The organism is Chitinophaga sp., from assembly GCF_035761305.1.
In the GTDB taxonomy this organism is placed as follows: Bacteria; Bacteroidota; Bacteroidia; order Chitinophagales; family Chitinophagaceae; genus Chitinophaga.
This window is the reverse complement of record NZ_DASTRI010000268.1, coordinates 37,627-61,873: the sequence shown is the minus strand read 5'-3', so window position 1 is coordinate 61,873 and position 24,247 is coordinate 37,627. Positions and strand designations below refer to the sequence as shown.

Annotated in this window: 23 protein-coding genes and 1 tRNA gene; 12 read left to right on the top strand and 12 right to left on the bottom strand. The window is 48.2% G+C overall.

The annotated features are described in order from the left end of the window. Positions 1–25 precede the first annotated feature (25 nt). Positions 26–1,153 (top strand): TlpA disulfide reductase family protein, encoded by a 1,128-nt coding sequence (locus VFS25_RS22650; RefSeq protein ID WP_326464461.1) that lies wholly within the window; start codon positions 26–28, stop codon positions 1,151–1,153. 219 nt (positions 1,154–1,372) lie between these two features. Here the strand turns inward: VFS25_RS22650 and VFS25_RS22645 are convergent, their stop codons facing one another. Continuing rightward, entirely contained in the window at positions 1,373–3,733 is a 2,361-nt protein-coding gene (locus VFS25_RS22645; RefSeq protein WP_326464460.1) for an ABC transporter permease, read from the bottom strand. A 263-nt stretch (positions 3,734–3,996) separates the two neighbouring features. Between VFS25_RS22645 and VFS25_RS22640 the strand changes: the two genes are divergently transcribed. Together VFS25_RS22640 and VFS25_RS22635 are read left to right on the top strand one after the other, a co-directional pair. After that, positions 3,997–4,902, top strand: a complete 906-nt coding sequence (locus VFS25_RS22640; protein ID WP_326464459.1) for an NAD(P)H-binding protein — start codon at positions 3,997–3,999, stop codon at positions 4,900–4,902. Between the two features lie 58 nt (positions 4,903–4,960). Next, positions 4,961–5,878, top strand: coding sequence for a helix-turn-helix transcriptional regulator (locus VFS25_RS22635; RefSeq protein ID WP_326464458.1), 918 nt, complete (start codon positions 4,961–4,963; stop codon positions 5,876–5,878). Positions 5,879–6,022: 144 nt separating this feature from the next. Here VFS25_RS22635 and VFS25_RS22630 read toward each other — a convergent pair. Then, positions 6,023–6,106 (bottom strand) — tRNA-Leu (locus tag VFS25_RS22630). Positions 6,107–6,235: 129 nt separating this feature from the next. Here VFS25_RS22630 and VFS25_RS22625 point away from each other — a divergent pair. Together VFS25_RS22625 and VFS25_RS22620 are read left to right on the top strand one after the other, a co-directional pair. After that, positions 6,236–7,450 (top strand): NAD(P)-dependent oxidoreductase, encoded by a 1,215-nt coding sequence (locus VFS25_RS22625; protein ID WP_326464457.1) that lies wholly within the window; start codon positions 6,236–6,238, stop codon positions 7,448–7,450. 72 nt (positions 7,451–7,522) lie between these two features. Beyond that, on the top strand, positions 7,523–8,029 hold the full coding sequence (locus tag VFS25_RS22620; RefSeq protein ID WP_326464456.1) for a hypothetical protein: 507 nt from the start codon (positions 7,523–7,525) through the stop codon (positions 8,027–8,029). A gap of 52 nt (positions 8,030–8,081) precedes the next feature. Here the strand turns inward: VFS25_RS22620 and VFS25_RS22615 are convergent, their stop codons facing one another. The 4 genes from VFS25_RS22615 to VFS25_RS22600 all read right to left on the bottom strand — a co-directional run bounded on the left by VFS25_RS22615 (position 8,082) and on the right by VFS25_RS22600 (position 11,631). Continuing rightward, positions 8,082–8,804 (bottom strand): tRNA1(Val) (adenine(37)-N6)-methyltransferase, encoded by a 723-nt coding sequence (locus VFS25_RS22615; protein ID WP_326464455.1) that lies wholly within the window; start codon positions 8,802–8,804, stop codon positions 8,082–8,084. A gap of 117 nt (positions 8,805–8,921) precedes the next feature. Continuing rightward, a complete protein-coding gene (gene tsaD / locus VFS25_RS22610) occupies positions 8,922–9,920 on the bottom strand; it encodes a tRNA (adenosine(37)-N6)-threonylcarbamoyltransferase complex transferase subunit TsaD (RefSeq protein WP_326464454.1) in 999 nt (332 codons plus the stop codon). A gap of 33 nt (positions 9,921–9,953) precedes the next feature. Then, on the bottom strand, positions 9,954–10,289 hold the full coding sequence (locus VFS25_RS22605; protein WP_326464453.1) for a hypothetical protein: 336 nt from the start codon (positions 10,287–10,289) through the stop codon (positions 9,954–9,956). A gap of 94 nt (positions 10,290–10,383) precedes the next feature. Next, the gene (locus VFS25_RS22600; RefSeq protein WP_326464452.1) at positions 10,384–11,631 is read right to left on the bottom strand and encodes an ABC transporter permease; all 1,248 of its coding nucleotides are present in this window, start codon (positions 11,629–11,631) and stop codon (positions 10,384–10,386) included. A 159-nt stretch (positions 11,632–11,790) separates the two neighbouring features. Between VFS25_RS22600 and VFS25_RS22595 the strand changes: the two genes are divergently transcribed. After that, positions 11,791–13,374, top strand: a complete 1,584-nt coding sequence (locus VFS25_RS22595) for a peptide chain release factor 3 (protein WP_326464451.1) — start codon at positions 11,791–11,793, stop codon at positions 13,372–13,374. A 148-nt stretch (positions 13,375–13,522) separates the two neighbouring features. Here VFS25_RS22595 and VFS25_RS22590 read toward each other — a convergent pair whose 3' ends face one another. From VFS25_RS22590 to VFS25_RS22575, 4 genes are all read right to left on the bottom strand, one after another. Further along, on the bottom strand, positions 13,523–14,008 hold the full coding sequence (locus tag VFS25_RS22590; protein WP_326464450.1) for a DUF6265 family protein: 486 nt from the start codon (positions 14,006–14,008) through the stop codon (positions 13,523–13,525). Further along, positions 13,980–15,899 (bottom strand): menaquinone biosynthesis decarboxylase, encoded by a 1,920-nt coding sequence (locus VFS25_RS22585; protein WP_326464449.1) that lies wholly within the window; start codon positions 15,897–15,899, stop codon positions 13,980–13,982. The genes VFS25_RS22590 and VFS25_RS22585 overlap by 29 nt, the downstream gene beginning before the upstream one ends. 140 nt (positions 15,900–16,039) lie before the next feature. Then, a complete protein-coding gene (locus VFS25_RS22580; RefSeq protein ID WP_326464448.1) occupies positions 16,040–16,354 on the bottom strand; it encodes a hypothetical protein in 315 nt (104 codons plus the stop codon). 414 nt (positions 16,355–16,768) lie between these two features. Further along, entirely contained in the window at positions 16,769–17,626 is an 858-nt protein-coding gene (locus tag VFS25_RS22575; RefSeq protein ID WP_326464447.1) for a DUF6089 family protein, read from the bottom strand. A gap of 234 nt (positions 17,627–17,860) precedes the next feature. On the opposite strand from VFS25_RS22575, the gene VFS25_RS22570 reads away from it, so the two are divergent. Continuing rightward, a complete protein-coding gene (locus VFS25_RS22570; protein ID WP_326464446.1) occupies positions 17,861–18,787 on the top strand; it encodes a helix-turn-helix transcriptional regulator in 927 nt (308 codons plus the stop codon). Between the two features lie 126 nt (positions 18,788–18,913). Here the strand turns inward: VFS25_RS22570 and VFS25_RS22565 are convergent, their stop codons facing one another. Beyond that, entirely contained in the window at positions 18,914–20,014 is a 1,101-nt protein-coding gene (locus VFS25_RS22565; RefSeq protein WP_326464445.1) for a family 20 glycosylhydrolase, read from the bottom strand. A 111-nt stretch (positions 20,015–20,125) separates the two neighbouring features. On the opposite strand from VFS25_RS22565, the gene VFS25_RS22560 reads away from it, so the two are divergent. The 3 genes from VFS25_RS22560 (at position 20,126) to VFS25_RS22550 (ending at position 22,240) form a co-directional block, all read left to right on the top strand. Further along, a complete protein-coding gene (locus tag VFS25_RS22560) occupies positions 20,126–21,211 on the top strand; it encodes an AI-2E family transporter (protein ID WP_326464444.1) in 1,086 nt (361 codons plus the stop codon). A 43-nt stretch (positions 21,212–21,254) separates the two neighbouring features. Then, complete coding sequence (locus VFS25_RS22555; RefSeq protein ID WP_326464443.1) at positions 21,255–21,749, top strand: GNAT family N-acetyltransferase; 495 nt, start codon at positions 21,255–21,257, stop codon at positions 21,747–21,749. 77 nt (positions 21,750–21,826) lie between these two features. After that, a complete protein-coding gene (locus tag VFS25_RS22550) occupies positions 21,827–22,240 on the top strand; it encodes an EamA family transporter (protein ID WP_326464442.1) in 414 nt (137 codons plus the stop codon). Between the two features lie 196 nt (positions 22,241–22,436). Here the strand turns inward: VFS25_RS22550 and VFS25_RS22545 are convergent, their stop codons facing one another. After that, positions 22,437–23,090: a metalloregulator ArsR/SmtB family transcription factor gene (locus VFS25_RS22545; protein ID WP_326464441.1), complete on the bottom strand. Its 654-nt coding sequence runs from the start codon at positions 23,088–23,090 to the stop codon at positions 22,437–22,439. Between the two features lie 154 nt (positions 23,091–23,244). On the opposite strand from VFS25_RS22545, the gene VFS25_RS22540 reads away from it, so the two are divergent. Both VFS25_RS22540 and VFS25_RS22535 read left to right on the top strand, forming a co-directional pair. After that, a complete protein-coding gene (locus VFS25_RS22540) occupies positions 23,245–23,796 on the top strand; it encodes an NAD(P)H-dependent oxidoreductase (protein ID WP_326464440.1) in 552 nt (183 codons plus the stop codon). A gap of 81 nt (positions 23,797–23,877) precedes the next feature. Continuing rightward, positions 23,878–24,204, top strand: coding sequence for an iron-sulfur cluster assembly accessory protein (locus VFS25_RS22535; RefSeq protein WP_326464439.1), 327 nt, complete (start codon positions 23,878–23,880; stop codon positions 24,202–24,204). Positions 24,205–24,247: the final 43 nt, after the last annotated feature.

Here is a 24,247-nt window from a genome sequence, read left to right as displayed (position 1 = left end):
TTTATTGCCATATTAGTGCAATTCCATGCTATTACGCAAAACCAGCATACTGCCTGCGATTATTATCCTGATGGCCACTGTGGTAACTGCCCAGGACCATAGCGCAGCAGAAGCTATTACCCTTCATATTGGTGACGCCGCTCCCGCTGTTAAATATTCCAAATGGCTGAAAGGCACGCCCGTTAACGTTTACAGCAACGACCGCCTGTACGTGCTCGAATTCTGGGCCACCTGGTGCGGCCCCTGTATTGGCGCCATGCCGCATTTATCAGATCTGTCGGACAAATACAAGGACAAAGCCACTTTTATAGGTGTGAACGTGTGGGAAAGAACGGGCGACAAACCTTATGAATCTTCGCTCCCCAACGTTACCCGTTTTGTAAACAGCAGCGCCAACCGCATCCGGTATAACATCATCACTGATAACAATGCGCAGGACATGGCAAATGCCTGGCTAAAACCGGCAGGCATTAACAGCATACCCACTACTTTTATAGTCAGCAAAGGAGAGATTGTATGGATCGGGAACCCCGCCGGCCTCGATAACGTTATAGAACCCATTCTCAGGGACAGCTTTGATGTAGCCGCCTTCAAAAAAAACTATGAGGTGCAGGCTGCGTCAATGTCAATGCTGAACAATGAGATGGTAACCATATGGACTACTGTACAGGATGCCGTTAAAACAAAAGATTTTGCAAAGGCGTTTCAGGCAATTGATGATGGCATCAATAAAGAGCTGTTATTGATGGTTCCTTTGAAAATTGAAAAATTAAAAATATTGCTTGCTAATTTCCCGGAGGCAGAAGCTATGAACTATGCAAAAGCACTATTGAAGGAAAATAATGCATTAGCTAAATTGATTGCAATGGCTATCTGTGATAAAGACGGCCTTTCCAGCGAAACTTACCTGTTTGCTGCAGATGGTTTCAGCAAAGCGTTGGAAGACGCACAATTTTCAGGTTTGTACGATGAGATGGCGCTTGCTTACAGCAAAGCCGGCGATATAAAGAATGCCGTGAAAGCACAGGAAAAAGCCGTCATCCTCGCAAAAGCGGAAATAAAGGATCCGCAGTTCAACGGGCGAGTGTTTGATTACGACATTATTGAGTATGAAGAAACGCTTAATAAATACAAAAAGGCGCTGAAAAATTAACCGGGCAAGGTTTCTCAGGCAGATACCATCGGAATATAGCTATACACCCATTAGGCCTAACAAAGTTAGCGCTGAGTACAGCCGAATTTATAAATAATGGTCAATAAAACGCTGTCTGCCCCAACTACTGCTGGCAAGCGATTTGTTGCTGATACTTATTCCGCAGCCAGCCGTTAGCGCCCGTTTTCCCTGTGCTCATGGTTGTCGAATAGACGTCTTTCATTCCGCCCTTAAACTCTTCACGGGATCTGCTATTGCCGCTTTAATCGACTGAAAGCTTATTGTTAATAATGTGATTATAATAACTGAAAAACCTGCTATAACAAAAACCCATGGGGTTATATTTATCCTGTAAGCAAAACTTCGCAGCCACTGGTTCATTATCCACCACGACACAGGAAATGCGATCAGCAAAGAGATGGCAACAAGCTTCAGAAAATTCTTTGACAGCATTGCGGTGATATTGCCTACCGACGCGCCAACTACTTTCCTTATCCCGATTTCCTTTCTTCTTTTTTGTGCAGTGAACGCAGCCAATCCAAACAGGCCAAGGCACGAAATACTGATGGCCAATCCGGCAAAATATTTTGACAGTGCAGACACCCTTGTTTCACTTTCGTATTGCTGCTGGTATGCTTCATCTAAAAAATTAAATGTGAATGGAAAGCCGGGATTGAAGCTTTCATACAAACGCCGTATCGCATTGATTGTTGCCTGCCGGTTATTGCTTTGGATGTTTGCGACAATCGTTCCGCCTCTTGGCACAATATTTAAAACAGACGGTTTTATGGCTTCATGCATTGACTCAAAATGAAAATCTTTCACAACACCGATAATTTGCATATTTTTCCCGAAAAACCGCACTGTTTTACCAATAGGATCTTTCATTTGCATTGCCTTAACCGCTGCTTCGTTCACAATTAATGCCGATGAATCCGAACCGTAGTCTTCTGAAAAACTTCTCCCCTCCTTTATATGCATACCCATTGTTTCAATAAAATCATACCCGGCGCCAAAAATCTCGAATACAACACCGTTGTTTGGGTCCTCTCCAGGCCAGTGTAAACCGCTAGATGCATAGTTGTGGCCAACCATCCGGTGGTCTGTTGCGCTTGCATTTTTAACCCCGGTGATCTTTTTTAACGCTGCAATAAATGCATCTTGTCTTGTTGCCAGGTTTCCTTCTGCTGCTATGCGCAATAAATTATCTTTATTGTAACCTGGATCCGCGGCTTGAATAAATTGTATTTGCTGGTAAATAATAAACACAGCTACAATTAAAACGGTTGATAAAGAAAACTGGAAAACAACCAGCCCTTTCCTGGACAATAGCTCCGCCACAGAAGTATTCAACCTGCCTTTCAAAATAGACAGCGGATTGAATTTAGAAATATATAACGCAGGATAACTGCCCGCAGCAAAACCGGTGATTAAAGCAATGCAAATAACAGCGGCAATCATCTTCCATGAAAAATCAGGTGAAATACTTTTTCCGGTTATTTGATTAAATGCCGGCAATAGCAATACAGTAATCACCATCGCAAAAAACATCGCAAAAACAGTAAGCAAAAACGATTCGGTAAGAAATTGAAATATTAATTGCCTTCGTTCTGCACCAACAACTTTTTTTATACCCACTTCTTTAAACCTGCGTGCAGCCTTAGCTGTAGAAAGGTTCGTAAAGTTAATGCATGCAATCACCAATATAAACACAGCCAGTATGGCAAACAATTTTACATACGCTATTCTTCCGCCGCTTTGCACATTGCCATTGTAATTATTATGCAGGTAAACATCAGAAAATTTCATGGGAAAAACATACCTGCCCGTATCGTCAGTATTTTTCCTAATAATGTTTGCAACGTTTCTTTTAAAACTATTTACATCAGCATTTGGACTTAATAAAACATAATTTAATGGCCCCGTACTGTACCAGTCAGTTACCCAGGTGCTTACTTTTCTAAGGTAATCAAACGACAACACAAAATCAAATTGCTGGGAAGAATTAGCAGGCATTTTTTTAAATACACCTGATACGAAAAATGTGGTATCATGATTAAAGCTCACCGCCTTTCCTATAATATTATTTGTGGTGCCAAATAATTTAACTGCAAGGTCATCACTTAATACAATTGAATTATTATTCACAAGCACATTATTCCTGTTGCCGTCAATCAATGGAAAGGAAAAAATATTGAAGTAATCTTTTTCTGCATACTGACCGTTTGCCTTAATATTTTTATCGTTTGCTGAAAGTGTGATTTGCGGAAACCAACCCGGAGGAGCAACAGCAGCCGCGTACTCAACTTCCGGTATTGACATCTTAACGGCATCACTTAACCGGCCCGACGATTCCTCTGAATAAGCAACATACCCATTATCATTACTTCTTTGTTCAAATAGCTTATATAAGCGATCATCATTTGAAAAGAACTTATCATAGCTCACTTCATCATTCACCCAAAGAAAAATAAGTAATGCACATGCAAGTCCGGCAGATAAGCCAAACACATTTAAAAATGTAAACTGCTTGTCTTTTAAAAGATTTCTCCAGGCGATTTTAATGTTTGTTTTAAACATAAAAACTGGTTTTTGATGTGTGATGCAGGCGATAACACCCCCGGCGCACCCGGCACTAAAAACCACCCCAACGCCTATGCCAATTATAAGATCCTTTACAAACAACGTTTTGCGAAATTAAGCAAAGCAAAAGTGTTCGAAAATGAACAGTTACTGCGCGATTTTAGAGCATCTTAATTAAATCCGGCTACAACAAAAGTGATTCCGGCTACAAACGCATTCCAACAACAACGGAGCTTTGCAGCATCAAAAAAAGATAAAAAATGAATATCGTATTAACAGGATCGCTCGGCAACATTGGAAAGCCGCTTACAACAACACTATTATCGGAAGGACATGCTGTAACCGTCATCAGCAGCAAGCCTGACAGGAAAAAAGATATTGAAGCACTGGGCGCTAAAGCCGCTATCGGGGCCATGCAGGATGCGGCATTCCTGGCAGGCGCTTTCAAGGGCGCAGATGTTGTTTACCTTATGGAAACCATGGAAGCGGCAGGCGATATGTTCGATAAAAACATCGACTTTATTGGGGCTATTGAACAAATAGGGCGTAACTACAAATATGCGGTTGAGCAATCGGGCGTAAAAAAGGTAGTGCATTTGAGCAGCATCGGTGCACATATGAACAAGGGAAACGGCATCCTTCTTTTTCATCATAAAGTAGAAAAACTGCTGCGTGAACTGCCGGATGATATATCCATTAAGTTCATTCGTCCCGTTGGTTTTTACATCAACCTGTTCAGCTTTATCCCTGTGATAAAAAAGCAGGGGCATATTATTTCCAACTACGGCGGCGATACAAAAGAACCCTGGGTATCGCCATTGGATATTGCAGATGTTATTGCCGGAGAAATTGGGCAACCATTTGCCGGCAGAACGGTTCGCTATGTAGCAAGCGATGAAGTATCACCCAACGAAGTTGCCAAAGCCCTTGGCAAAGCTATCGGCAAACCCGATCTGCAGTGGAAAGTCATCCCCGGCGAGCAGCTGCTGAGCGGCTGGCTGGCTATCGGCTTTAATGAACAGGTAGCAAAAGGTTTTATAGAAATGCAAAGAAGCCAGGGCAATGGCTTGCTGTATGAAGACTACTACAAAAATCGCCCGCAGTTAGGTAAAGTAAAGCTGGACGACTTTGCCAAAGAATTCGCCGGCGCTTATAACCGCGGTTAAAATCAGGCGCCATGAATACGCAGGGGGTGTGTATTCATGGCTTTTTTAATTTTGCACTATGCAACGGCAGACAAAAAACATTAAAACCATCAGCGAATTTCATCGCCTGCGGGGCTTGCCCCAGCCCGAACATCCACTGATCAGCGTAATTGATTATAGTAACATCGTACGCCCGGAGAATATCAGTGATGTAAACTGGGTATTGGATTTCTACCAGGTATCACTAAAAAGAGGAGTGAACGCCAAATTAAAGTATGGGCAACAACAATACGATTTTGACGAAGGCGTTATGTTTTTTATTGCGCCGGGGCAGGTATTCAGGATTGAACCGGAAGCCAAATCAAACGAAGAGCGGTCGGGCTGGATGTTGCTGATCCATCCCGACTTCTTATGGGGCTCCCGGTTGGCAAAAGAGATAAAGCAATACGATTTCTTCAGCTATTCAATACATGAAGCATTGTTTCTTTCCGGCAAGGAAGAAACAATTTTAAATAACATCCTTCAGAATATAGAACAAGAGTATCATACCAACATCGACGAATCCAGCCAAAGCATTATCATTTCACAAATTGAAACCCTGCTCAATTATTCAAAACGGTTTTATCGAAGACAGTTCATTACAAGAAAAATAAGCAATCATCGGCTGCTAGACCAAATGGAAGCGCTTCTTGACAGCTATTTTAACAGTAAAGACCTGACTACAAAAGGATTGCCTTCTGTTCAGTTTATTGCCGCCTCCCTGAACGTATCAACCGGCTATCTAGGCAGTTTGCTGAAAACACTCACAGGGAAAAGTACACAACAACACCTTCATGAAAAACTGGTTGAAAAAGCGAAAGAGAAATTATCTACCACCAGTTTATCAGTAAACGAAATAGCGTATGAATTGGGTTTTGAACACGCACAATCCTTCCACAAGCTCTTTAAAAGCAAAACCGGGCAAAGTCCGCTGGAATTCCGGGCAGGGTTTAATTGAGTAAAGGAAAAGGATAGTGAATTTTTGTGTGGCGCCCGGGACAAGCATTGCAGTAACCGCCCGGATTAGTTGACTGCAATAAAAAAGTGTCAAACTTTTGCGGCAGTTTTCAGCTGCCTGAAATTTGACACTTTTCATTCACCGTGCCCGGAACAGGAATCGAACCTGCACTACCTTGCGATAACCAGATTTTGAGTCTAGCGCGTCTACCAGTTCCGCCATCCGGGCAATCCACCATTGCAAAAAATATCTTACAATCGCGGGGACGCAAATGTAGAAAATTTTCCCGGAACCTCAAATAAATATTTTCTCCCTCAACGCCCCGCACAAAACCCTGTTATTACGTAAATTGAACCCATGCAAAAAACTGATATTATCCACATCGGCCTTATACGAGAAGAAAAACTACCACACGATAACCGCACCGCCTTCACCCCCCAGCAATGCCAATGGATACTACTTAATTATCCCAACGTACGCATTACCGTACAGCCCTCCCCCCACCGCTGCTTTACCGACAGCGAATACATGGAGGCCGGCATTCCGCTGGCGGAGGACCTCTCCCACTGCCACATCCTTATGGGTATTAAAGAGGTGCCAAAAGAAAAGCTGCTGCCCGGCAAAACCTACCTCTTTTTTTCACACACCAAAAAACAGCAGCCGAACAACCAGGCCATGCTGCAGCATATCATTAACCATAACATTACCCTCATAGATTATGAATGCCTGGTGCACGACGATGGCCAGCGAATACTCGGCTTCGGCTTCTTTGCCGGCGTGGTAGGCGCCCATAACGGCCTGCTGGCGTACGGCAAAAGAACAGGCCTGTTTCAGTACCGCCCCGTGCATACCTGCCATGATCTGCAGGAGCTGATAAAACATTATTTCGGCATCAAGCTACCCCCGCTCCGGATCGTGATCACCGGCTCCGGCCGCGTGGCGGCAGGCATCCTGGAAGTAATGGGCATGCTGGGCATCAAGTACATCCCCCCGGAGGAGTACCTTATCAATACCTATGCCTACCCCGTGTACACACAGCTGAAGGCCGGCGAGCTATACCTGCGCCGCAGCGATAAAACCTATAGCCGCGACGATTTCCACCAGCACCCCGAAGCATATGAATGCCGCTTTCTGCCCTATGTTACCGTCAGCGATATACTTATGAACGGTATCTACTGGGACGAACGTATTCCACCCCTCTTTACCTGGGCCGACCTGGCTAAAGACAACTTCCGCATACAGGTCATAGCCGATATTACCGACGACACCAACGGCTCCGTCCCCTGCAACCTGTCCGACTCAACTATTGACAACCCGGTGTACGGGGTAGACCGTATCAGCCACGAGCGCACGGCCCCGGGCCTATCCCGCTCGGTAGATATGATGTGCGTCAGCAACCTGCCCAATGAGCTGCCACGCGACGCCTCCCAGTACTTCGGTGACCAGCTCATGAAATATGTGTTTGAGGACCTCCTTCAACCCAACAGCCCTGTTATTGAAAAAGCAACAATTGTTAAGAACGGCCGGCTTACAGAAAGATTTGCCTACCTCGAAGGATATGTACGGGACTAGTAGCGGCCATCCGGTAGAAAGCGTATATTTACAGGAGAGTCAATTACCCCATATTACCTAATAGAACAGCTTATGCGTTATGCCAACGCCCCCGTTATAGTTATTGCGCTGCTATGCTGTATGATATTTTCCTGCAAGCGTGAGCTGAGCCAGGAAATACCGTACCCCGGCGGTATTACCGATACTACCGGCGCCCCGCCCGACACTTCAGATACCACCGTAACCCCTCCGCCAGACACCTCCGTGAATATCGATACCTTTGCCAACTTTCAGCTGGTATCGGACAATGGCCTGTGCTCAAATACAACAGTAGAAGGCAGGTACGTATCAGGGCAGTATTTAACGGAAGATAACAAGGTTACCCTGGAGGTAATGGTTATTACCCCCGGCATGTGGTCTGTAACCAGCGCAACAGTGAACGGCATGGTGTTTTCCGATGTAGGCATCTTTACCGACACAGGACGCCAAACCATTACCATTTACGGCGCGGGCATTCCCGGGGAGTTTGGAAATACGGTGATACCTGTATCTGCCGGCAGCTCGGACTGCAGCTTTGGCGTTACGGTTACAGAAAACTAAGGCCAACGATGCCTATCATTAGCAACATCATTCCCTTTACCGGGACCCCCGCTTATAAATAGAGGTAATAAGGCCGCAGCAGTGCGCTGAAGGCCGGCGTATACATGTTCTTATCATCATAGATAGACAGTGTGCTGACTACCGGCGCCGCGGGCTGCCGGCTGAAAATGCCTACCGTACGGAAATACCCATGCCTTACGCTTTGCTTTATTTCCAGCAGCTGCTGCGGATAGTAGCCGGCGCCTGCCGCCAGCTGCCGGAAGACGGGGAAAGCCGCATAAGGCAGCAGCACGGAAAAACTGCCATGCGGCTGCAAATGCGCCGCAACGGCCTGCAGCAACGCTTCATAACTGAGCGTGGTAGCATGCATGGCCTGGTTGCGCAATGCATTACCGCTTTTCAGGCTGCCTTCATAAAAAGGGGGATTGGTAATAATATGATCGTACAGGTTATGGGGGGATAATGTGCGTATGTCCGCCTCCGTTACCTGCAGCCTTGCAGCCCAGGGCGATGCCGCAAAATTCTGCCGCGCCTGTGCCGCCGCCGCAGCATCCAGCTCTATAGCTGTAATGGCGGCCGGTAGCTGCTGCGCCAGCAGCAGGGTTAACAAGCCGGTGCCTGCGCCAATATCCAGTATGGTATTTACCACCCTTCCCTGCCCTGCCAGGTACTGCGCTGTAAAAGCGCCCTGTATGCAGGCATCTGTGCACACCTTCATGGCGCACTGGTCCTGGTATACCGTAAACTGTTTGAACTGGAAATAATTGTTAGCCAAGGGAAAATGAGCAGATGTGCAGATATGCAGATGTGCAAATGTGCAGATGAAGAAAATTAAGTGCAGCGCCCACTGTTCTAATACTCCCGGTTCTCATTCGCTCCAATCAATTCGTAATTAACTACGCGCGCTTACCGTTGCCTCCAACCCTGTAAAATCACCCGCCAGGTATTTATACCAGGCCGTGATGGCTATCATGGCTGCATTGTCCGTGCAATATTCAAATTTAGGGATGTAACACTGCCAGCCATACTTTTCACCGTACTGCTGCAGGGCCTTCCGCAAACCGGAGTTGGCGCTTACGCCGCCGGCAATGGCTACCTGCTTTATGCCGGTTTCTTTGGACGCCTTTACCAGCTTATGCAGCAATATGCTGATGATCCGCTCCTGTATAGATGCGCAAATGTCGGCCAGGTTGGCCTGCACAAACCCCGGATCCTGCTGCTGGTGCTCCTGCAGAAAATACAGGATAGCGGTTTTTAGCCCGCTGAAGCTGAAGTTCAGCCCCGGTATCTGCGGCTCGGGAAATTTAAAGCGGGCGGCATTCCCTTCTTTCGCATATTTATCTATCAGCGGCCCGCCGGGATAAGGTAATCCCAGTAGCTTGGCGCTTTTATCAAAAGCTTCACCCGCGGCATCGTCCAGCGTTTCGCCTATCACCTGCATGGATTGCGGGCTGTCGCAGCGCACTATTTGCGTGTGGCCGCCGGAAACGGTTAAGCATAAAAAAGGGAAAGCGGGTTGAGGGTCCTCAATAAAGTTGGCCAGCACATGCGCCTGCATGTGATGCACGGCTATCAACGGTATATCCAGCGCCAGGGCCATGGCTTTTGCAAAACAGCTGCCTACCAGCAGGGAGCCTATTAGCCCCGGCGACTGGGTAAAGGCAATGGCGCTTAGCTCACTGCGCTGTACCCCCGCCTTTTTCAAAGCCATATCCACCACGGGCACAATGTTCTCCTGGTGCGCGCGGGATGCCAGTTCCGGCACCACACCGCCGTATTGCTCATGTACGGTTTGATTGGCAATAATGTTGCTCAGCACTTTACCGTCTGTAAGTACGGCAGCGCTGGTTTCGTCGCAGGATGACTCTATAGCTAAAATATGTACGGGCATAGGTGCAAAACTACAGCATTTACCGTTTTATTGCTACTGCGCCTTAATGCAATCTATACGCACCAGCTTGCCCGACATGCAGTTAGACATACGGTCGTGCAGCTCTGTATAGTTCACCCGTACCCGCTGCCCGGGCTGCAGGTGAAAGCTGGTATCTGTTAGCACTACCGGCTGCAAACGGGTATGGGCGCTGTCGTTCAGCACTATCATCAGGCCACAGCCATCCAGTCCCCGCATATCCATTACAATGCCTTCAAAACGGCAGTCGCCCCGGCCGCCGCCACCGGCAACATGGTTGGTGCTGCTGCAGGAAAATGCAAAAAGTGCCGCGCAAATTGCGGCAATGGCAACATATACCCTTGATTTCATGGAAGAACAGCTTTGATTGAATTGCTAAAGTACATTAATCTTCACATCCGCGCATTTACCTTCATCTGCACATCTGCATATCCGCACATCCGCATCAGTTGCTGCGGATAGCCACCACCGGGTCCAGCTTGGATGCGGTAAACGCCGGTATAAAGCCGGCCACGATGCCTACAATAGTAGATATGGCCAGGCCCAGTATAATATTCTTAAGCGACAGCACAATGGCAAAGCTATGCCCGCCGGCCGCCAGTAACGTACCTGTATAAACGAACAGCAATCCCAGTCCTCCCCCTATCAGGCACAGTACGATAGCTTCCAGCAAAAACTCCATCATAATAACGCTGCGCCGCGCGCCAATGGCCTTTTTCAGCCCTATAATATTGGTACGCTCCTTTACGGTAACAAACATGATATTGGCAATTCCGAAACCACCCACGATCAGCGCAAATATGGCTATAATGCCCCCGGCAATGTTCAGAACAGCGAACAGCCCGTTCAGGTTGCTGCTCAGCGTGGTGATCTCGTTCAGCGAAAAATCGTCTTCCTCCCGGGGGCGCAGGCGATGCATGGCGCGTTCTATACCGCGCAGCTCGTCTTTCAGCTGCACCAGCGCTACGCCGGGGTTCGCCTTCACCATAATATAAGGATCGCCGAAACGGCGCTCATCCATAATAGTACGTCCGTAACCGTAAGGCACTATCACCGCGTTGTCATAGTTAATACCGCCAAGCAGGCTTTCCCCTTTTTTCTTCAGCAGCCCTATTACCTTACAGGGCCGGCCCGCTACATGCACCACTTTGCCCAAAGCCGCATCTGCAGTGCTGAACAGCCCTTCCCATATATTGGCGCCCATGATCACCACATTGGAGCTATTCTCATTACCGGTAAAATAGCGCCCGGTAATGATCTGGGGGTTCTGTATCTTGTCAAAATCCTGCGTTACCGCCATTATCTCCACCCCGTCCATATAATCATCCTTATACTCCACCTTTTTGCTGTAGGCCGAAAAAGCAAAGGCCGCATAGGAAGCGCTTTGCACCTTGTCCTGTATCGTCTTCAGCTCCTTATGCTCGGGCTCGGGCCGGTTCATGTATTTCCACCAGGGGTATTCTCCCCCGCCGCCCCAGGGCCACTTCTGTATATAAATCACGTCGCTGCCCAGGGCCTGTACATCGCTCCGGATGTTCTTTTCCATACTGTCTGTTACGGTAAAAACGGCAATAATGCAGAAGATGCCGATGGTAATGCCCAGCAGGGAAAGAAAAGTGCGCAGCTTATTTACTTTTAGCTCCATCAGCGCCATTTTCAGGCTGTTCCATAGTATTTTAAGGGTAGCTAACATGTACCAAATATAAACTATTAATGTAATAGTAAGATGCCCGTGCATCCCCTGCATTAACCACAGAGCCCAAAATTTTACTATTTTTGCACCCATTTTACAAAATATGAAACCGGGGCCCCCGGGGTTCCATAAGACCGATAAAAAGACTAATTACTACGAATGAAGTATACCAGCGAGATCAATAAGCGGAAAACATTTGCCATTATCGCCCACCCGGATGCCGGTAAAACCACCTTAACAGAAAAATTCCTGTTATTTGGCGGCGCCATACAAACAGCCGGTGCGGTAAAATCCAATAAGATCAAGAAGCACACCACCTCTGACTTTATGGAAATTGAACGGCAGCGCGGTATATCCGTGGCTACTTCCGTAATGACCTTTGAATACCGCGATGTGCTGGTGAACCTGCTGGACACCCCGGGCCACAAAGATTTTGCGGAAGATACCTACCGCACCCTTACCGCGGTAGACAGCGTAGTGCTGGTGATCGACTGCGTAAAAGGCGTGGAAGAGCAAACTGAAAAGCTCATGGAGGTATGCCGCATGCGCGATACCCCGGTGATCATTTTTGTGAACAAAATGGACCGCGACGGTAAAAACCCCTTTGACCTGCTGGATGAGCTGGAAGAAAAGCTGAACATTAAGGTACGCCCTCTGAGCTGGCCTATTAACGGCGGCACCGATTTCAAAGGCGTGTACAACCTCTATAACAAAAGCTTTGTTTCCTTCTTACCCAATAAAAAGGCCACGGATGATGATATAGTGCCGCTGGAAGACCTTAGCAGCTCCTATGTAGATGAACACTTTAGCCCGCAGGACGCGGCCCAGCTGCGCAACGATGTAGAGCTGATAGAAGGCGTGTACGACCCTTTTGAAAAGCAACCGTACCTGGAAGGTAAGCTGGCGCCGGTATTCTTTGGCAGCGCCGTGAATAACTTCGGTGTAAAAGACCTGCTTGATACTTTCGTGGAAATAGCCCCGGTGCCCCGCGACCGTGAAGCCAGCACCCGCCCCGTTGCAGTAGATGAAGACAAGTTCAGCGGCTTTGTATTTAAGATACATGCTAACCTGGACCCCCGGCACCGCGACCGCATTGCATTCCTGCGCGTATGCTCCGGCCGCTTTGAGCGCAATAAGTTTTACCATCATGTACGCCTCGACAAAGACGTACGTTTCAGCAATCCCTACACCTTCCTGGCCCGCGAAAAGAACGTGGTAGATGATGCCTACCCCGGCGATGTAGTAGGCCTTTTTGATACCGGCAACTTTAAGATTGGCGATACCCTTACAGAAGGCGAGTCTTTTTACTTTACCGGTATTCCCAGCTTTTCACCGGAGCTGTTCAAAGAGCTGGTGAACAAAGATCCCATGAAAACGAAGCAGCTGGAAAAAGGCATTCGCCAACTCACCGATGAAGGCGTGGCCCAGCTGTTCACACAGCACGGCGGCAACCGCAAGATCATTGGCTGCGTGGGCGACCTGCAGTTTGAAGTAATCCAGTACCGCCTGCTGCAGGAATACGGCGCGGCGTGCCAGTTCAATACCCTGCCTTTTTACAAAGCCTGCTGGATAACCGGCAACAAACAAAAGATTGAAGAATTTATCCGCTTTAAACAGGCTAACATTGTAGAAGATAAAGACGGGCACCTGGTGTACCTGGCCCAGTCTGAATGGTACCTGAACACAGAACGCACCAACAACCCGGAAATAGAATTTCACTTTACATCGGAAATACATAAATAGATGTGCGGATGTGCAGATATGCAGATGTGCAAATGATTAAAATTTGTACATCTGCATATTTGTTTTTATGCACTGCTAACAGCATAAAATACCGGCTACCCCCGTGGCCCCTCAATTAGTATTTGAACAATTCGTAATTCCATCCCCCCTACTCTTTAGTATACTGAAAAATAAACTCCCCTTCCGTATTTCCCTGCCGGCCTTCTACTTTAGCGTCCAGATGGGTTTCGTTTTTCCAGCGGTAGGTGATCTTCTTCGGAAAGTCGTGCGCAGGGTTTTCGGCTATAAAGCCAATGGGTTTTAATACCGTAAGCTTAAAGCGCACGGGCTGGTTATTATGCTGACCCATTACAATAGGAATATAATAAATGCCGTCTGCAGTGCGTATCAGCTGCATACTTTCCTGCAGGCTGCTGTCACGGCCGGTTATACGCCAGGTATGCCCCTGCCACGTGGAGTCGTTTACCTTATGCCACTGTTCTGTGATCACGCTTTGCCGGGTGCGCATGTTCCAGGTGCCTTCCAGGAGATCCAGGTAATGAAAATCTGCCGTGCGCACCTGCCCGGCGGCAGCCAGGCTGCAGCACAGCAGCAATAGTAACAGGCTATTGCTGTACCACCGCTTCTTCTCCATAAATCTGTTGTTTATATTTCAGGGATGGCGATGCTACGAACGGGCCAATCTGCAGCTCGTTCCACTTATCATCTACTTTACGGATGGTAACGTCGTCTGCCACGATAATATTGGGCCAGTCGCGCTCAAAGTTATCCAGGACGCGGGTTTTCAGCGTGCCGTCAAAACCGATGCCCGCTCTTCTTTTACCATTGGGCAGCGGCAGGTTTACTACAAAGCTGTCGCGCTTGGGATCAAGATTATTACAAAAGCGCCACAGTGCGGAGGGCAGGTCATTTACATCTACTGTATGCTCCACATACAGCACCATTTTTATACCGGCCATTTCCGGCAGCTCATACAAGCGGTCGTTCAGCTCTTTAATATGAAAAGGACGGTTCTTTTCCACGGCCACCAGTATGCAGGATATATCCATTTTCAGCAGCGATGCATTCACGCCCTTTATTTCCGGGAACCGCTCCTGCAGCACCGCGGGATTTAATTCGTAATTCGTAATTTGTAATTCGTAATTATCATCTGTTTCCTCGTCGTACTTCCTGGTGCCGTCAATGCACATTTTACCGCCAAAGCCCATTTTAGAGCAGGAATGGTCCAGCACATCCATAGGGCCCTGGCTCAGGTAAATATCTGTAGCGGGGTTCAGATGACCGAATACATATTGGGCCAGCTGTTTATAATCCTGTATGCCCGTACCTTCGTCGGTTACCACCAGTATTTTATTGAACATCATTTGCCCGGCTCCCCACATGGCGTTCATCACCTTTTGCACCTGCCCGGCATAATCTTTTTTGATCTGCGCTATCACCAGGTTATGGAATACGCCTTCTACGGGCATATCCATATCTATAATTTCCGGCACCAGGGTCATTTTAATAGGCGCCAGGAAAATACGTTCCGTAGCCTTGCCTATCCAGGCATCTTCCTGCGGCGGTATGCCTACTATCGTAGACGGGTATACGGCATCTTTCCGGTGGGTAATGCAGGTAACATGAAAGCGCGGATACCAGTCGGCCAGGGAGTAATAGCCCGTATGGTCGCCAAAAGGCCCTTCCCATATCAGCTCTTCGTCGGGCTCCACGTAGCCCTCTATTACAAAATCGGCATCGGCAGGCACTTCCAGCTCCGGCTGGGTAAGGCATTTTACCAGCTCCACTTTCCGCTTGCGCAGGAAACCGGCCAGCATATATTCATCCACATTTTCCGGCAGGGGCGCCGTGGCAGAATAGGTATACACCGGGTCGCCGCCCAGTATAACCGCTACGGGCATACGTTTTTTCAGCTTTTTATATTCCGAAAAATGTTTGGCGCTTACTTTATGCTTATGCCAGTGCATGCCGGTAAGGGTTTTATCAAACACCTGCATGCGATACATGCCCACATTACGGCTGCCGTTGTTGGGATCTTTGGTATGTATTACCGGCAGGGTAATAAAAGGGCCGCCGTCTTTTGGCCAGCATTGCATTACCGGCAGCCTGGACAGGTCCGGGTCGGCCATCACTACCTCCTGGCAGGCGCCTTTACCGCTTACTACCTTAGGCATCCACGATGCAAACTGGCTGAGCTTAGGCAGCATAGACAGCTTATCCAGGATGCTTTCCTTGGGTTTAGACAGCATTTTAAACAGCCCTTCGATCTCGGCCGCCACATCGTCCAGTTCCTGTACGCCCAGCGCCATGCACATACGCTTATAGCTGCCCATGGCATTTATCAGCACCGGGAAGTCATAACCGGTATTTTCAAACAGCAGGGCCTTTCCGCCGCCCGGCAGTTTGCTTACCCGGTCGGTGATCTCGGCTATTTCCAGTTTGGGATCTACATAGGTTTTAATGCGCAGCAGCTCTCCCGCATTTTCCAGCGTATCAATGAAGTGTTTTAGATGCTTGTATGACATAGCGAAATGAAAAGACAAAGTAAGCTCAAAATTATGTCAATAAAAAATGTCCCGTCACGGAACGCATGACGGGACTTCACCTATCTCAATCTTTCATCTGCACCATCCAGGCAGCATCTGTAGCTTCGATGTATATATATTTAATGGACAATCGTAATACCGGCGTCAATAACAATATGAGGGCGCGGGCGGGCCGGGTAATACACTACGGGCGGTGGGGGCGGCGGCGGCGGCGCTACATAAACCGGGCGCTCATATACTACCGGGCGCTCATACACCACTACCGGGCGGGCGCGGTAATAACCATGATGACCATAATAATACCGGCGGTCGTCGCAACGGTCCCGTTTCCAGTGCTTATGATGTCCCGGAGGACCATAATAACCTCTTCTTTGCGCATGGGAAGTTAATGCGATGCCCACTAACAGCAGCATCATAAATAGTACGCGTTTCATACTGTTTCAGTTTTTGTTCTTGGTAAATGTTGTGAATAGCTTGGTGCTACGGGAGAAAGGTCAAAAGGTTGAATGTTGTAATGTTTTGTTTGCTGGTGTTTGCCGGTTGATAGAATTTAATGTGAGCAAATGGTACGGTGTATTATATGATTTTGATTAACAGGTAGTGAAGCGTCCATCCGGACAGGCTTTCAGTTGCTTACTACCTCCGCGGTTTCAGCTTCCTGCAGCGGTTGCCGGCTGGCTCACCGCTTCTTTTAACCTGTTTCGACGTCAATAATTCAAAGAGTATGCCAAATAAAAATCCCGTCAACAAGATGGTTGACGGGATACCTTTTTTTTATGTGGACTTTGTTGGGGGCGAAATAAGTGCATGCTTAACCAACAAGTACTATGCCAAAGTGGGCTATATACTTAGTATTTTGGGCAGGTAGAGAACTTCTGCTTACCATACATACCCCCGCCGCCTAAACGATAAGTAAGCGTTAAACCGGAAAAGATGTACCAGTCGTTGTGAGCATCGGAACCACGCTGGGTGCCGTCCGCCGGGTAAGTACCGGGCGTAATGCCCTTGGTATGTACTTCATCTCCCCGGTAGGCAAAATCCACAGCCTTTTGCCCTGCAAGGCTCAGTAAATACCGCTGGTCTACATAGGTTTTACTTACATCATCCAGGTAATCGGTAAAGGTTTTGCGGAAACCAATTTCCAGGCCCAGGGTCCAGGTATCGTTCAGCATCACTTTTACACCGGCGCCAAACGGCAGGGAAATCTGGTGCAGCGCATACTGCCGCCGTTCAGGGTATTCAGGAGTATTTTGTCCTTCTGTGCTCAAACGGCGCAGGGTAACTGTATTACCCAAAGAATCTTTTGTGGTAGGATAAAACTGGAACAGGGCCACGCCGCCAAAAACATAAGGCGTAAAACCCCTATCATAAATATCCAGGAAATTGAATTCTGCAATAAAATGTCCGTCCCATATTACAGAACGGAAGCTTAGGTTACGACTAACAAGCACTTTACTTTCATTGGTGCTGTCGGCGCCGGCAATGTGGCCCCAGTTAAGGCCGGCCCGCAGGGTCAGATAGCGGTTAATGTCCCTTTTTACCATCAGGCCAAGCGCCGGGCGGGTATATCGCATATCTACCCTTGACTGTGCAAGATCACCACTGTAATTGGTAATACCTGCAAAACCACCAATGTGCCAGTCCTGTGAAAAAGCGCTGAGCGGCGCCAGGAAAGTAAACAATAGTAACCATTTAATCTTTTTCAAGTGGTAAGGTTTTTAAGAGGCTAATGAGAAATTATTATTTATAACGTTTAGAAATTGAAAAAAAGTATAAAGTTATAGTTTTCAATTTCCAGGTAATAATTTTTTCTCCATTCCTCCTAAAAACATTAATTTTATTTTAATTAGAAAAAATTTTTATTCATTATTTGTAACACACACCTATAATTATCTGTGCGCTAATCGCTTACACTAACCTCACAACTATTTTTATTTAAAATGAAACCCAAAGCGCCCACAAAAGATCAATTAGAGCAATATGCCCTGCGTGGCCTGGGGTATGCCGATGATCATGTAATGGAGTCCTTTAGTATGAAGGACGTATCTGACTGGCTGGGGATCTCCTACTCTTACTTCTATCACATTTTTGCAGAGATTATGGGTGAACCTTACTGGCAATACGTAAAACGCCACCGCCTGGAGCTGGCTGCCGGGCTCCTGCGCCACAGCGGGTACAACATCGGCGAAATCAGCGACCTTTCGGGCTATGCCACCATCGCCGCATTTACAAAAGCCTTTACCAACCATTTCGGCGGCAGCCCCCGTTACTTCCGCAGGATAGAAGAGCTGCCCAACGAAAAAAGGACCCTGGAAATGACAGCCATGATAACTGCCGTACACGCACAGCAGGGCAGCACTATCAGCAACTTTTTCAGCTTTGAAAGAGCGGAGCATGTAATACTGCCCGATGCCATAATGTATTATACGCTCATCTCCTACGGCCAGGACCCCATAGCGCAGCTGGTAATGAAAATGAGCTATCATGAACAGCGCTTCCGCAAAATGCTGGACCAGCTGGATCTTCCCCAGGGCAAAATTATAACCGGCACCCTCGACGCCGTACCTGTAACTGATTATGAAAAACTGAGCATGTATGCCGGTGTATGCGTACCCGTTAAAGATACACAGGGCAACTTACAGCTGGGCGAGCAGGTAAAACATCTTATCCGTAAACGCATGGCCGGCGGCCATTACCTGCGCCTGCAGGTGCCGCTGGACTTTATAAGCGCCGGCATACCTATGTACGACTTTATTAACCGCTGCTGCCGTGAAGGCATTTATAAAATGAGCGGCAATCACTTCTTTATATCCCTTACAGGTCCTAACCTGTGTGAGATTTACATTCCTTACATGAAACAAATCTAAAAAAGATGTGCGGATATGCAAATGTGCAGCTGTGCAAATGAAAGGTCATTTGTTCATTCATTTGTTCATGAATAGATACAACGGCAATCATCATCTGCACAGCTGCACATTTGCATATCTGCACATTTATTTAAACACTGCTTTAAAGCAGTTGCTCTGCGTGTTTACGCTGTCCCTGGGGTTGGTTTTACGCCCGTAATATTCATCCAGGAAAGCGCCGGCCGGCGACCATATTGTTTGCATCATACCTTCATACATGGGCTTCAGCTCCGGTGTGGCGTCCCTGCGGAAACGGTCCATATCCTCCAGCTGAATGATCCCTACCTGCGGTTTGCGCCAGGGGCAGGTGATCACATGCAGGCCTTTCATGGCAAAATATACCGGTGTTTTATCCGGGCGGTCGTAGTGCCAGTCGCAGATCATTACATCTTTAGGTATCAGGTCTACAGCGCGGTAAGTATTGTTCATGCTGGCTTCCCACATGCCCATGCCGGTTGTTTTACCATCCAGCAGGCGGTCGCCCCATATCCACAGCTGCCGTTGCTTTTCCGCCAGGTGGTTGCGCAGGGTGCTTACTTCACCGGCAAAAAGCCCGGCCTTATCACGGCCGCCGCAGCGCGGGCACTTAGCTTCGCCTATATAAAACACCTCATCCATACCAGCGTGAAAAGCGGTAGATTCAAAGGCATCGCAGATCTCGTCTATGATGTCAAACACCACCTTGTGCACTTCGGGGTGCAGGGGGCAGTAGCTTTTGCAGTATAAGCCGTCTGCATTGGGCCATACATAATGTTCCGGCATTTTTACCCAGGGCGTTTCATCAAACTGGGGGTACACCCGCAGCAGGTTGTTTACCTTTCCTGCCCAGGACTGGTGCCCCAGCAGGTTCACCTGCGGTATAATGCGGATGTGCTCTTCCTTACAGGCCCGCACCAGTTTGGCTACGTCCTGTTTGGACAATGCCCCTGAGTCGCTCAACTCCGGGTGGCTTTTATATTGATAGTTATAGTCGATCCGCAGCACCAGGGTATTAATATGCCGGGGCGCCAGGTCTTTATGAATGAATGTAATAAATTCGTCCAGCCCTTGCACAAAAGGCGCGCCAATACAAAAGCCCCGTATCGGCAGGCTGTCCAGCGGATTATACTTTTTTGCAGATTGAGCATGGCTGTGAGGGCCCAGCAGCAGCAACAGGCATAGTGACAAAAGGGATAGCAGTTTTCGCATTTGGTTAAATTGGTTTAATCATTGATGATGTGTAGGGTGGCCTCAAACTACTAATAATAAACTAATAAACCAACAAACCGATAAACCTGTTATTTTTGAACAAATCTTTGTATGAACGAGTATAAGCTCCCTTTCAATGCCCGCCTTGCCTTCACCCTGTTATCGCTGGTACTGGTTATTTATATAGGGCATTACTGCGCCGGTATACTCATACCGCTGGTATTCGCCTTCCTGGTTGCCATTATGCTGCTGCCCCTGGCCCATACTATGGAACAGCTGCGCGTGCCGCGCGGGCTGGCCGCCTTTATAGCCGTGCTTATTTTTGTGATCCTGCTGGTGAGCGTGGTACTGTTGCTTACCAGGCAAATGGGCGCTTTTGTGTCGGACTTCCCCCACCTGCAGCAGCAGCTGCTGCACAGCCTCGACTCCTTACAGATATGGATAAACGCAAATTTCAAAATCAATACCCATAAGCAGATGGATTACCTGGAGCAAATGGCGATGGGTACCCTGGGTTCCGCCACCTCTTTTCTCAGCCAAACCCTGGGCGCTGTATCTTCCATGGTGATATTCATCATATTTGTGCTGCTGTACTCCTTTTTCCTGCTGCTGTACCGTTCCCTGCTTATTGCCTTCCTGGTAAGGCTTTTCCAGGAAAAGCACCGCGAAGAGCTGCTGGATGTTATCCGGCAAACCCGCATTATCATCAAAAGCTATGTAAGCGGGTTAATGATAGAAATGATTGTGGTGGCAGTGGTAAACTGCAGCATCTTTTGGCTGCTGGGTATTAAATATGCCACGCTGCTGGGCATTATGGCCGCCATTTTTAACCTGATACCCTACCTGGGCATTTTCACCGCTATTATAGTAAGCATGGTGGTAACCATGACCACCGGCACCCTTGGCGCCAGCGTGCAGGTGGGCATTGCCCTGCTGGTAGTGCACTTCCTGGACAGCAACATCCTGCTGCCCCGCATTGTGGGCGCCAAAGTAAAGATCAATGCCCTGGTAACCATTATCGGCGTGGTAACCGGCAACCTGCTGTGGGGTATACCCGGCATGTTCCTGGCCATTCCCATTATCGCCATCATGAAAATAGTGTTTGAGCATATTGAAGTAATGCAGCCCTGGGCCATTCTGCTGGGTGAGCTGCCGGAACGCCCTAAAAAGAAACGGCTAAAACGGCTAAAGCTGTGAGGGCCGTTGGCCGCACAATGATAATTTGTATTTTTGGCGCCCTATGAAAGTTCAATTCCGAAATGCGCTCCTTTCCGACCTGCCGGTGATTGTGGATATTTACAACACCACCATCCCGTCACGCATGGTAACAGCCGATGTTGACCCTGTTACCGTTGAAAGCCGGGTACCCTGGTTTCATGCCCATGTACCGGGCAAGCGCCCCCTGTGGATAGCGGAAACCGAAGGCCGGGTGGCCGGCTGGGTAAGCATGCAATCTTTTTACGGGCGCCCTGCCTATAATGCCACGGTAGAGATCAGCATTTACCTCCACCCTGATTTCAGGGGTAAAGGGCTGGGCAAAACAGCGTTAGCGTATGCCATGGAACAATGCCCCTCCCTGGGAGTAGAAAACCTGCTGGGCTTTATATTCGCGCACAACCACCCGAGCCTGCAATTGTTTGCGAAAATGGGCTTTGAAGAATGGGCCCATATGCCCGACATAGCCGAGCTGGACGGCGTAAAAAGAAGCCTGAAAATATTGGGCAAAAAAATATAAAAGAAACCGGGCATATTCAGGTAGGGATGATGCCGGCGGCACGTTATATTTCAGATGATCGTTTTAAAATAGTGCTTATGTGGTGGCTTTATGCTTTACTTTCCGCCTTTTTTGCCGCGCTTACGGCCATATTTGCGAAAATAGGCGTGTCGGCAATAAACTCCAACCTGGCCACCGCCATCCGTACCATTGTTATACTGGTTATTGCCTGGAGCATTGTGCTGGCCCGGAACGAAGCCAAAGGGCTCGGCAGCCTTTCCCGGCATAGCCTGCTGTTCCTGTTGTTATCAGGGGTGGCTACCGGACTTTCCTGGATCTGCTATTTCAAAGCCCTGCAAATAGGCAAGGTATCGCAGGTGGCCCCGGTAGATAAGCTGAGCGTGGCGCTCACCATCCTATTATCCATGATTTTCCTGCATGAAGCCCTTACCTGGAAAACGGCCATCGGCGCGCTGATGATTATAGGGGGTACGCTGGTGCTGATTTTTTAAGTTTCTCCTGCGCCATAGCACCGCAACCCGTGCGCAACTGGTATTAAAAGCGTATAAACCCCGTAGTAAAAGCGTACGCTATCCCGGGTAAAAGCGTACTTAAGCCGTTTTAAGATAATCCAAAACGCTGCTTTAGGGAAAGCACTACCCTGCTTTATGGCAATGCATAAAACCTTTTTCTAATTGGTAAAGCGCATTAATCGGCCTTAAAGGCCAGCTGCTCCATAAATTCTATCCGGTAAACACAGCGATGAGCGCCCTCAACAATATGATCGGTGCGCCGTATATGCACTTCGCTGCCCAGTATGGCGCGGAAGGTCCTGAGCTCTGACTGGCAAATGTTTACACATTGCGAAGCAGCGCTGCAAATCGGGCAATGGTTCTCTATAAAAATAAAGCCCTGCTCGTCCCGGCGCCATTCCGCCAGAAAACCTTCCGCCGTACGCAGGGCGGCAAAGCGGGCTATTTTGTCTGCTATATCTGCGGCGCCTTCCAGGGCGGCCCGGTATTTTTCCAATTGCTGCTTTTCACGCGCATTAATGATCTGGTCCAGCGCTTCCTGTCCCAGCTCATGGCGGATGGTTTGCATGAGCTGCAGGGTGAGCGCGGCATGGGTATCCGGAAAATGAGCATTCCCCTGCGCGGTAAGGCTCCATACCTGCACCGGCCGGCCTACGCCTTTGGCACTGGTAGCAGCTGTTACCAATCCTTCCTCTGCCAGTTTCAGCAGTTGCAGGCGAGCCCCTTCTCCCGTTATGCCCAGTTCGGCAGCCAGGGAGGCAGCAGTTTGCGGTCCGCGGGTCTTTAACAGCACCAGCAACCGGTCGGCAGCAGCTTTAATCTTTGGCATATAATTTTCCAAGTACTTGCTTGTTTTATTGTAAATGTCGTAAATTTGTACTATTCAAAAAAATATTGTTGTAGGGTTATACGACCTTTGTAACAGCATCTTAAAGGATCCGTCCCGCTATAACAATATAAAAAACTGGTAATTAAGTAATTAGATGAACGTCCTGATATTTAACGGCTCAATGGATGACCGGCCGCACGCTACGGCAGGGCGGGTAGCGGGCTACTTTGAGGAGGCTTTTCGTAACAAGGGCTTTACCACGGAGATATTCAGCCCGGCAGGCGCCAACATCCCGTTCTTTGACCCTGGCAAACAGGAAACATCCGCCGGCGTACAGGCCATGTGCGATGCTTTTTGCAGGTCCGAGCTGCAGGTATGGCTTACTCCTTTATATCATGGCAGCATGACCGGCGTCATGAAAAACTGCCTGGATTGGCTGGAGCTTACCAGCAGGCATGGCCGCCCCTATTTAACCGGAAAGGTTGTAGCTTTGGTAAGCTGGGCCGGCGGTACGCAGGCCATGCAGGGCATTAACGCCATGGATGCTGTAGCAAAGGCTTTACGCGCCTGGGTGCTTCCTTTTTCCATTCCTGTAATAAGAGATCATTTATTTGAGCCAGATAACAGTAACTTTGCACCCTTGTACCGGAACAAATTTGACCAGATGATAACCTTGCTGGCCGATGCAAGGCCGGCAGCGGTATAAATAAAAGCAGTCAGCAACGGCTTTGGCATTCCGCCAAAGCGCTGACCGTAAAAATTTTTAAAGCTATAAAAGCGAGTATATATGATAACCGTTTCAGAAAAAGCAAGCGAATACATAAAAGACCTGATGGTGCGGGAAAGCCATGCACCCGGCACCTTTGTACGCGTAGGCGTTAAAGGCGGCGGCTGTTCAGGGCTGGAATATGTGCTGAAGTTTGAGAACGATGAACAGGCAGGCGACCAGGTATTTGAGGATAAAGGCATTAAGATAGTGGTACAAATGAAAAGCCTCCTATATCTTTACGGCACGGAGCTGGATTATTCCGATGGCCTGAATGGTAAAGGATTGTTTTTCAATAATCCAAACGCCACCCGCACCTGCAGCTGCGGCGAAAGCTTTGCCGTATAGTTAATTACAAGATTTCAGATTTACAACAGTAAATCACCCTAAC

Coding starts and splice junctions, on each gene's coding strand:
- VFS25_RS22650 (WP_326464461.1), top strand. CDS start 26: ATGCTATTACGCAAAACCAGCATACTGCCTGCGATTATTATCCTGATG.
- VFS25_RS22645 (WP_326464460.1), bottom strand. CDS start 3,733: ATGTTTAAAACAAACATTAAAATCGCCTGGAGAAATCTTTTAAAAGAC.
- VFS25_RS22640 (WP_326464459.1), top strand. CDS start 3,997: ATGAATATCGTATTAACAGGATCGCTCGGCAACATTGGAAAGCCGCTT.
- VFS25_RS22635 (WP_326464458.1), top strand. CDS start 4,961: ATGCAACGGCAGACAAAAAACATTAAAACCATCAGCGAATTTCATCGC.
- VFS25_RS22625 (WP_326464457.1), top strand. CDS start 6,236: ATGCAAAAAACTGATATTATCCACATCGGCCTTATACGAGAAGAAAAA.
- VFS25_RS22620 (WP_326464456.1), top strand. CDS start 7,523: ATGCGTTATGCCAACGCCCCCGTTATAGTTATTGCGCTGCTATGCTGT.
- tsaD (WP_326464454.1), bottom strand. CDS start 9,920: ATGCCCGTACATATTTTAGCTATAGAGTCATCCTGCGACGAAACCAGC.
- VFS25_RS22605 (WP_326464453.1), bottom strand. CDS start 10,289: ATGAAATCAAGGGTATATGTTGCCATTGCCGCAATTTGCGCGGCACTT.
- VFS25_RS22600 (WP_326464452.1), bottom strand. CDS start 11,631: ATGTTAGCTACCCTTAAAATACTATGGAACAGCCTGAAAATGGCGCTG.
- VFS25_RS22595 (WP_326464451.1), top strand. CDS start 11,791: ATGAAGTATACCAGCGAGATCAATAAGCGGAAAACATTTGCCATTATC.
- VFS25_RS22590 (WP_326464450.1), bottom strand. CDS start 14,008: ATGGAGAAGAAGCGGTGGTACAGCAATAGCCTGTTACTATTGCTGCTG.
- VFS25_RS22585 (WP_326464449.1), bottom strand. CDS start 15,899: ATGTCATACAAGCATCTAAAACACTTCATTGATACGCTGGAAAATGCG.
- VFS25_RS22580 (WP_326464448.1), bottom strand. CDS start 16,354: ATGAAACGCGTACTATTTATGATGCTGCTGTTAGTGGGCATCGCATTA.
- VFS25_RS22570 (WP_326464446.1), top strand. CDS start 17,861: ATGAAACCCAAAGCGCCCACAAAAGATCAATTAGAGCAATATGCCCTG.
- VFS25_RS22565 (WP_326464445.1), bottom strand. CDS start 20,014: ATGCGAAAACTGCTATCCCTTTTGTCACTATGCCTGTTGCTGCTGCTG.
- VFS25_RS22560 (WP_326464444.1), top strand. CDS start 20,126: ATGAACGAGTATAAGCTCCCTTTCAATGCCCGCCTTGCCTTCACCCTG.
- VFS25_RS22555 (WP_326464443.1), top strand. CDS start 21,255: ATGAAAGTTCAATTCCGAAATGCGCTCCTTTCCGACCTGCCGGTGATT.
- VFS25_RS22550 (WP_326464442.1), top strand. CDS start 21,827: ATGTGGTGGCTTTATGCTTTACTTTCCGCCTTTTTTGCCGCGCTTACG.
- VFS25_RS22545 (WP_326464441.1), bottom strand. CDS start 23,090: ATGCCAAAGATTAAAGCTGCTGCCGACCGGTTGCTGGTGCTGTTAAAG.
- VFS25_RS22540 (WP_326464440.1), top strand. CDS start 23,245: ATGAACGTCCTGATATTTAACGGCTCAATGGATGACCGGCCGCACGCT.
- VFS25_RS22535 (WP_326464439.1), top strand. CDS start 23,878: ATGATAACCGTTTCAGAAAAAGCAAGCGAATACATAAAAGACCTGATG.